The 4,710-nt window shown below is 53.4% G+C and carries 3 protein-coding genes; all 3 read right to left on the bottom strand.

The annotated features are described in order from the left end of the window. Nucleotides 1–461: 461 nt before the first annotated feature. Nucleotides 462–2,360: a hypothetical protein gene (locus POG22_RS02920; protein ID WP_498903533.1), complete on the bottom strand. Its 1,899-nt coding sequence runs from the start codon at nt 2,358–2,360 to the stop codon at nt 462–464. Between the two features lie 119 nt (nt 2,361–2,479). Beyond that, nucleotides 2,480–2,995, bottom strand: coding sequence for a cyclic di-GMP-binding domain-containing protein, MshE-related (locus POG22_RS02915; protein ID WP_498903532.1), 516 nt, complete (start codon nt 2,993–2,995; stop codon nt 2,480–2,482). A 501-nt stretch (nt 2,996–3,496) separates the two neighbouring features. Next, nucleotides 3,497–4,710: S-layer homology domain-containing protein (locus POG22_RS02910; protein WP_498903531.1), on the bottom strand; the 1,214-nt coding region annotated here is incomplete at its 5' end.

Below are 4,710 nucleotides of genomic sequence, written 5' to 3'. Positions count from 1 at the left end.
GGACAATTCTTCGATTTATTTTTTGAAGTAGAGAGCGACCAATCCTTTGCCGAAAATGAACCATCATTGAAGCATCAAAAGGCGCTTCATTTCGATAACTATTTTCCCCGATAAAATACTGTAGGTAGGGCTTGCTGAAAAGAAGTGAAAAGCTTACGACGTAAGGCTTAGAGGAGTCTTGACATGGCTTCGAGAACCCGAAAAAGAGGTAAAATTGGAAATTCCTGGGGTGCATCTCAGTTTTGCAAAAACATCAGTTTTGGGTGGCAAAATTCCCGATTAGCACTTCCGGTATAAGATCCCCGGCATCTTGGAGATGCCGGGGATCTGGAAATTGAGTGCGCCCAATTCGATGAATTTACATTTTTGAGATGTACCCATCAGCTTCATGGTTGTATCCCACTTCGAGACGTTAAGAAAGTCTTAAATGTGCCATATTATACAGAAAAATTTACAGCTTTTCACTCATCGGACGTTTCCCAAACCGGTTGACTGGGGGTGAGGCGGAGTCTCCACAACTTAGAATTGGGGATTTGGATGTCTAACCGGCCGCTGTTGAGGTCTTGATTGACGTAGGGACTTTCTAAGACGGGGCGTTCGGACAGATCGCGATCGCGTCCGTTGATGGTGGCGTCTGCGATCGCGCGATCGGGAGCGTACTGCATTTGGATGCGATCGCCCGCTAAGCTGGTGTAACCAATTTCACCGCGAGAGGCGAGGTTCGCGTCAGAAATCTCCGTTTCCCCTAACGCTTCAGTAAGGCCATCGAACGTCGGATAGTCTGCAACCCTGGCCACGTCAGTAATCCAAGCGGTATTCGTTCCCTGCGCCACCAACGCCAAATAGTCCTCGTCACCGCCGACGACGGGATTTTCCAAGGCGATCGTATCGCCCCAAACGCGCGCGCAGAGCCAAACGTTTTCGATGCGCCAAACGTACCACTCCCCAAACCGCTGGGGTTCGCCGTATTCTCGGGGAACGACGAGATGGGTGCGATCGGGAACGTTGGCTTGACGATCTTGCTCGTTGAGGCGCAATTGATAGAGTACCGTTCCCTTTTCTTGAACCTTGCGATCGCCGGGACTGCGCCCCGTAGCCATCGGTGTATGATAGGTTCCCCCCAAACTGACGACGGCGTTTTTTCGCCCTTCCACATCTCGAACCACCAGTTTGTACGTGGCGTATTGAGCGTTAATGGTTCCCCGCACCTGATACGATCGCCCCGGTGTCACCAAGGTTCCCAAGGTGTAATCTTCCGTGGCGTAAAAGGTTTCCCAAAATTGATTGTCTGCGTGATAGGTGTAATACGCCGGATGGCTGGCTCGTAACTGAAACGGAAGCGGAATCGTTTTGAGGGCGATCGCTCTGAGTTCGGCGGGGGGACGATAGCTGCTGGTGGCGGCGAGAACGGCTAACCGCGAGCGTTTGGTGTCCGTCTGCGAGGCGATGCGATCGATCTCCGCGCGATCGTCCGAACCCCACCAAATCCAAGCCACCGTACCGATACCGCTATCGTACCAAGTACCGCGATCGAAGCCGCGACTTTCTGCGCCCCCAGCAGTTCCCCAACTCAAGCGCAACGCCATGTTCGTCGCCAGCCAATCTAACGCCGCTTTCGCCAAGTTTCGCAATTGGGGGGTTTCGGCGAAATCGTAGAGGTTCAGCAATCCCCCGATGGTAAATCCGTAATACGTCGACGAGTGAAACTCTCCTTGTCCGATGGTGAGATATTTCCAAACCTCCGATCGCAGCCACGCTTCGTTCGTCGCCAGCAAATGGGGTGCAGCCACGGGGAAACCGCTTCCGTCCATCATCGCCAAGCCAGACAAGTATTGTTGAGAAATGTGGTTTTCCGTTCCTCCTTCTCCCCACTCCAACACCCGAGGACTCGACACCATCGTTTGATAAGCGTTTCGCACGTCGTCAGGAAGTTCGTCGCGAAACAGGAAAAAAATCCGCACGTCGTAGATACTGCGGAAATGGTACAAATCAGACGCATCCCGTTCCAGGTTTCGCCAAATTTCCCAAATTTCGTTTTTTTCTTCGGGTTCCGCGAGGCTCAGTTGCGCGAACATCGGCGGAAGTAAGTATTTATGGGGATCGCCAATGTCGCGCGATCGCCACCAGTCATCGAGTTCGACTAAATCTTCTTGCGCCAGTTGTCGTCGCACTGCGAGACTGCGTTCTCGAAACCCGCGTTCTTGCGACTCGTCGAATCGGCGATCCTCGGAACTTTCCTCTAAAACGACTTCAAAACCTCTCGACTCTGGCGGTTGCAAATTCACTGCGCTCGTACATCCGACGAATACCACTGCGATCGCCGAGATCGAGCGTCGCCCAACTCCTGATATCGATCTCACACGAAATCTCTCCACGCTTCACTCTCCAACCTCTTACCTTAGCGCCCCCAATCTCGCGAGGAAAGTGGGGGCGTTTGAGTTGAATAGATGTGGAGGACACTTCGACCGTACCGAGGAATTCAATCGACCGTCCAGGGAACTTCTTCTTCTGGCTCCTGTAGGACTTCCTCTTTACGGCGTTCGTAAACCTGTGAAAACGGTTCGACCGGTTGCGCGAACGCCCCCGAACTGTGCGCTCGGCGTTGTTCGGGAACGATGACGCGCTTGATGAGAAAATCGATGGTTTGCTGTTTTACCCAACCGCGATCGACGATGACTTCAGAAAACTTCTTACCCGTTACCTGTTGGTCGTAAGTCGCCACTTGGATTTGACCGGGACTCAGCAATCCCGCTTCCAGCAAGTACGCACCGAGACGCTTACTTCCCAAACGTGAAGTCGGTAACTTCCGTTTTCTGGATACGCTCTCCTGAGTCGGAAGTGTAGAGTCGTACCGTTTTCGCGTGAGTTGAGACGGGTTTCGATCGTACATTGCTAAACCTTCTGTATAACTAACGCCCCCGTACTGCGATCGAGCAGTCGAGGAGAGGTTGAGTGGATGCCACCCTGACTGACGAGCCTTTCGGACGACGCGCATCTGGGGCGTTTACCGGGCTTACTGGTGTAGCGTCTCTCTCAAACCAACGACGCTGCCATTTCCTCGGGTTCGGTAGATGACCGTTAACCAACTGTGCTGAAATTTTATGCAGTTTTGGTTATTAACTTATTATATCTCGTGAAATCCTGCGTAGATATACGCAAGATATATTGTTACATTTCTTAATATAATAAGGGACTCGATCGAGAAAACATTCAGCCGACAAGGGTTCGAGCGCAATCGCTTCGATCGAGGCGTTGAGAGTAGACGCTCTGGAGACGAGGGAGCGATCGCACTTACAAACTGTCACGTTCTCAGCTCAGTTCCGTGAAATCACAGACAAACGCCGAGTTAAAAAGGACAGGCGATCGCGTCCGACCGAAAACCGGTACTTAGAAGCGCTTGCCTGCCCGAATACGATTCAATTTACAGAAACCGCAATCGCCCGTCCGGACGAACGAGAAACTCAGGTAAAATTCCTGTATTTCCTCAAATGTGGTTTCAAGCCGTCACGATGTAAGGCGAGTCTACGGCGGGAAGATCCCATTTTCCAGCTTCGCGCAGGGCTTGATAGACCATGGCCACCACCTCAGCCCGAGTCGCATCGCGATCGGGATACAAGCGATCGAGATCGGGATAGTTGACCACCAACTGCTTCTGCGTCGCCGTCGCCACCGCCGCTTCAGCCCAAGTCGGAATCTCGTCGCGATCGTTATATCGATTCAACAGCATCGCCGATCCCCCCGATAAATCCTGTCCGTTGACGAGAGACAACAGGATTTGGAGCCGCGTGACGTTGAGTCCCGGTCCGAACGTATTTTCCGAAAATCCCGAAAGAAATCCCCCTTGATAGGTTTTCTGGATGGCGTCGTGCGCCCAAAAGCCACGCGGTACATCTTGGAACGTCGTCGTAGCGCGTTTCGGACGCGGATCGAACGCTGTGGCCAACACCGCCGCATACTGGGCGCGAGTCATCTTCGTATCGGGACGGAAAGTCCCGTCGGGAAATCCGTTAATAATACCCTTACCCGACAATCCCACCACAAACTCTTTCGCCCAGTGATTCTCAATGTCCGAAAACGACGGGGCGGGAGTCGAGGTCGGTTTGACAATATAAGGAGAATCGATCGCCGGTAAACTCCCCTCGTTCACCAAAGCTTGATAGACCATCACCGCCACTTCCGCCCGACTGGCCTGAGTCATGGGATTGAGCTGTCGCACGTCGGGATAGTTGACGACGATTTCCGCTTCGGTGGCGTTGGCGACCGCACTGGCAGCCCAAGGTGCCACTTGCGACCCATCGCGGAACAACGACAGGAGATTGAGGTTGCCCCCACTGAGATCTAAGCCGCTGTTGAGGGCGAGGAGGACTTGCAGGCGCGTGACGTTCTGTCCGGGTCGAAAGGTGTTGTTGGGAAAACCCGTGATGAATCCCATGCGGGTGACTTCCGTAATGGCGTCGTAGCCCCAGAAGTCCGGCGGAACGTCGAGAAAGGTTTTGGCAGGGTTTTGCAAGGGGCGATCGAACGCTTTGGCCAACAAAGCGGCAAATCCCGCCCGCGTGATGGGGGCGTCTGGCTTAAAGGTTCCGTCGCCCATACCGCTTACGAGTTGGCGATCGAACAACGCCCGAACGAACGGTTCTGCCCAATGTCCGTCGATATCCGTTAACTCAGTTGGGGCGGGTGTGGGTGTAGGGGTCGGCGTAGGTGTGG

Origin of the sequence: Geitlerinema sp. CS-897, assembly GCF_028368005.1 — a bacterium.
Lineage (GTDB): Bacteria > Cyanobacteriota > Cyanobacteriia > Cyanobacteriales > Geitlerinemataceae > Baaleninema > Baaleninema simplex.
Note: the sequence above shows the minus strand (reverse complement) of the source record. Positions and strands in the feature narration are given on the sequence as shown.

Coding starts and splice junctions, on each gene's coding strand:
- POG22_RS02915 (WP_498903532.1), bottom strand. CDS start 2,995: ATGCGCGTCGTCCGAAAGGCTCGTCAGTCAGGGTGGCATCCACTCAAC.